The following is a 4,193-nucleotide window of genomic DNA, read 5'->3' on the forward strand; positions in this document are numbered from 1 at the left end:
TAAGTCCGCTGCCGGAAAAAGCATCATAAACATTGCCGTTAAGACTGATGTAAATATTAGCCTGCGCTAACTCCAGCAAAGATACCATATTTTCAGAAAAGCCGTAAGCTTCTCTGTTTTTGGAAAACTCCTTCAGGGCGCTCTGATAACGCATGACAAAGTTTAATACCTTTGTCGGAAGGTTCTTCGCCCCGTCCGACAGGACTTCTTTCAGCACAGCCCCCTTAAATTCCAGGCTGTTATAATAGAAGAGATCACCATGAATGAGGTATTCAGGTTCCCCTTCGCCGGCGACTAATTCAAGAAACGGCTTCATGACGCCTGCAAAGCGGGGAATAAGGGAAAAGGCCTTTATGAAGGCTCCCTTCTCTCTTAAAAAGTTTTTTCTGTCCCCGGGACACTTTCTGAAAAGTTCCAGGGATGGCTTAAGACGCGCTTCCAAAGACGGCACGTCAGGAAAGGTTTCCGCGCCAAAACCGATGGAGGACTCGAAGGCATCGGCAAAATAAGCGTCAATATCCGGTTTCAGACTGGGATGCTTCTGAGCGATGCTTTCATATACCTTCCGGCGGGCATGAGCTCTCATGACAAACGGCACGTAGTTTTCCGGTTTTTCCCGGCGCCGGTTTCTCTCATCGGCCAGGTATTCCCGGAAGTCCTCCTCCCGTAAAAACATGAGTGCGTCTTCATCCATGCAGCATTCCGGACATGCCTCCTCCGGCGTCGCCGGGATATCCTCCCAGCCCGGGGTCTCCCGGAGCTTTTTCAGAGGAATCCGGTAGAACCAGAAAAAATTCCTGAGCTTGAGAACCTGATTCCGGGTAACGAGATCCTTAATGTAAGCAATTAACTCCGCGCTGTTCCGGGACACATAGTCAAGATCAATGAGGAATGCCAGCCCCAGATAATTCAGCACCTCCGGGAGCGGAGCCCGGGATTCCGGATCCGGAAAGGCCGCCATGTATTTCTCCAGAATTAATCTGTTTTCCTGCGCATATCCGGCAAAGCGGGCTTTATCCTCGGCGGCGCATTCCCGCATGGTCTTCAGAAAATCCTCCGGGCTCTCAAAGACACTGCATGCATTTCCAAGCTTCATGGGATCGTAAACCCGGGGATCCGGCAGGGCTATTTTACGGCTCGGGGTAAGAGCATAGGCCGTCATAAGGAACAGCGGCGCATTAAAATCCTTGCCGGAGCTTTTGTCCCTGCCCTGGGAAAGCGCAAGTTCTCTGACTTCAGAAAGCCGGGGCAGCGTCCATGGCTTTACCGGGAGGCCCTTTTCAGCAAAGGCGGAAACAAAGTTTTCGAGAGCGCCGCCAAGAAGCCATTCCTTAATCACCTTAAGGTGGTCTTTCGGGAAAATAAGCCCGTTAAAAGGAGATTCTTTCGCAGCTTTCAGTTCATCAAGCACCAGATCCCCGATCTCTGCGGGTTCCTGAAACATTTCCCCAAGCCCGCCGGAGATTTCGCATAAAAAATCGGCAAAGGGTTTTAAACCCGCCGGCCCCTTCAGCGAAACCTTCTTTTCCCAGCGCCGGCAAATGTCAGCCTTGGCCTTGTCATGGGCATACTCCCTCCGGAGTTCTCCGGTTTTAAGCTTCCGGACGGCGGTAACGGGGTCTTCCAGCAAGCTTCTTAACTTCCGCATTTCATCAGCGCCGGCAGAGGACTTTAAATCGGAACCGGCATCGCTGTTAACTGTTGTCTGATTCATTTTTCTGCTTCCTGTTCTTCTTTCTTTTACTAATCCTTTCTTTGCTGCTCTTTCTGCTGCTATTCTGCTTTTCTCTCGCAAAGCCGCTTTCTCGCCTGCATACTCCGTCCTCGTTATGAAATGCGCAGATTTCAGGATCAGCCCCGGGCTTAATCACCGGCAGACTTGCTCCTCAGCATGGTACCGGCCTTCTCAGGAAAGATCACCGCTCTCAGGCGGGTTTTATGATTTTCCTCCGGGGTTTCGGGAACTGCGGGTAAAAAAGACGGTTAAATCACAGAAGACATGAAAAATGCACAGGCCGCAGATCTGTTAAGACAGGGCTCGTGAAAAACCTCATCCAGAATGATTCTCATAGCTGGACGCACCGCCAGTTTGCTCCACTTGAAATGACCTTCTTTCATCACAGTTCCGTCGGCTGCAACAAATGCCGCCTTATTATTGCTCAAGCCGGAGGAACGGAGCCACCAGGAGACATTCTCTCCGGTCTCTCCTGAAACTAATTTATAGCGAGGACAGACTCTTTCCGCATGCTGCTGAAATAACGCTCAGCTTCCTCAATGCTGAGACAGAAAATCCGGAATTTCGTATCGGCATCTTTCTTATCACGCAGAATGCGCAATTTCTCACTGCACGAAAAGATGTTCACCAGAAAATCATAGTTCAGATAACGATTCAGCGCAGAGGTATTCCAGCTGCATATTTTGTCCCGCTCTTCATGATACGCCATGAAAAAAAACGGGTAACGGCTGATGATCAAGGCGCCTCTGGCGGTGGCTTTTCCGGCCGGCAGCGCGGCGTTCCTTTGCCCTGCGGCAGCAGCATGCTCCGGGCTGCGGCAAGCTGCGGGAGCGTCCAGGGCTTTACGGGGAGTCCTTTTTCTGCAGCTTCAGCGGCAAACTTTTCCAGATCTCCCCGCCGGAGCCATTCCGCAACCACCCGAATATCGTAAGAAGGAGAGACGCCGGGAGCATACGGCTTCCGGGATTCCAGATCCCGGAGCAGGACATTCCCGATCTCCGCCGGTTCCTGAAAAATTCCCCCGAGGCCGCCGGCGATTTCGCATAAAAAACCGGCCACGGCATGCATCCCGTTCCCCCCGTAAGCGAGAGCTTTTCCCCACCTGCTGCACAGAGCGGCCTTTGACTTGTCATAAGCAAAGACTCTCCTGAGCTCCCCGGTTTTAAGCTTGCCGAGAGTCCAGAAGGCTTTGTCCAGCAAACCTCTCAGGTAAGCCCTTTCACTGTCATAGGAGCGGCCGGAAATCTGAAAAAGGGGCTTTTGCTCAGCCCCTTCGTTATTCCCTGCGGCCGCCTTTTCTCCGGCCGCGGACTTTTTCATGCTCATTCTCTGCTGCTCTGTTCTGCCGCTCTATTCCATTGCTGCTCTCTCCGCGGCTCTCTCGGCTGCTCTTTCCTTTGCGAGCTGCAATTCTCTGTCTTCCGCTATTTTGGCGGCTTTCTCGCCTTCGTTCTCAGCCCCGCTGTCATGGCAGACCACATAATCCTCAAGCTCCTCCACGGGCTTAAGCCGCATAGCCGGCCGCACCCCGACGCCCTGAGCGGTAATCGGGAGTCCGTCTGCCTGCAGCCGGGACTCCTTCGCAATGTTCCCCCCCAGACACATCGCCCGGGAGCGATCCAGTCCCGGGGTGCGCAGCCACCAGGAATTCCCGGGAATCACAGCCTCCGGAAGAGCGGCCGCGCCCTGGGTAATGACATGGTACGTGACTCCCTCTAAGCGGCTTACTGCCTCATACTGGCGGGCTTCCTCAATGCTGAGGCAGAACACCTTGTCCTTGGAGACGGCGCCGCCCTTGGTGCCGTACTCCGGATTGTCATAATTCAGGAGACGGGACGGAACTACCAGCTTCCTTTCGTCAGTGGAAAAGGCCGTCTCCAGAAAGCAGCCGTTAAGCCATCTCCGGAGATCGCTGGAGGGCCAGGGGGTATCTACCTGCCAGGTGTGAAAGGGGCGGCACTCGAGAATGCTGCGGCTCACAATAAAGACTCCGTCCCAGGAAACCTCCAGCACCTGCCAGATCACCGGGGAAATGGCAATGTGTTCAAACTGGGGATAATGCCCGAAGGCAATCATATCCCCGGCCCGGATCCCTTCCGGCAGTGTTTTCTCTTTTTTGACCCGTTTTACATTCATAATTAATACCCGTCGCTAAAAAAATTCCTGTCCTGCATCTGTATTTATCTGTCTCCGCATGAACCGGAAACCCCGCTCATGCCCGGCCGCAGGAGCATTCCCGCCTGCAAAGGGGAGATGATCCCGAAGATGAGTGACAGCCTGCTCCGCTGTGAATTACTTCTCGTATTATAGCAGGAATGACCGCTTTCCGGAAACATTAGTAACAGACCGCAGAATACAGAAGATACGATCCCCGGGAATTCCCCTCAAAAATATTTACGGACGGGATTTTTATCACTTGCCTCTCAGAATTATTGTCTCCGGCCCCGGAAAGGCGTGG

3 protein-coding genes are annotated in these 4,193 nt (G+C 53.1%); all 3 read right to left on the bottom strand.

Going from position 1 to position 4,193, the window contains the following annotated elements:
- A partial coding sequence (locus ACJROR_RS02870; RefSeq protein ID WP_406545775.1) for a hypothetical protein occupies window positions 1–1,714 on the bottom strand: 1,714 nt, incomplete at its 3' end.
- Between the two features lie 756 nt (window positions 1,715–2,470).
- Entirely contained in the window at window positions 2,471–3,055 is a 585-nt protein-coding gene (locus tag ACJROR_RS02875; RefSeq protein WP_406545776.1) for a hypothetical protein, read from the bottom strand.
- 30 nt (window positions 3,056–3,085) lie between these two features.
- Window positions 3,086–3,871, bottom strand: a complete 786-nt coding sequence (locus ACJROR_RS02880; protein WP_406545777.1) for a DUF6273 domain-containing protein — start codon at window positions 3,869–3,871, stop codon at window positions 3,086–3,088.
- Window positions 3,872–4,193: the final 322 nt, after the last annotated feature.

The sequence above is a fragment of the Succinimonas sp. genome (assembly GCF_045225735.1).
Classification (GTDB): Bacteria; Pseudomonadota; Gammaproteobacteria; order Enterobacterales; family Succinivibrionaceae; genus Succinimonas.

What these genes read in the sequence shown, in the direction of transcription:
- ACJROR_RS02875 (WP_406545776.1), bottom strand. Translation starts at nt 3,055, where the DNA reads ATGAAAAAGTCCGCGGCCGGAGAAAAGGCGGCCGCAGGGAATAACGAA.
- ACJROR_RS02880 (WP_406545777.1), bottom strand. Translation starts at nt 3,871, where the DNA reads ATGAATGTAAAACGGGTCAAAAAAGAGAAAACACTGCCGGAAGGGATC.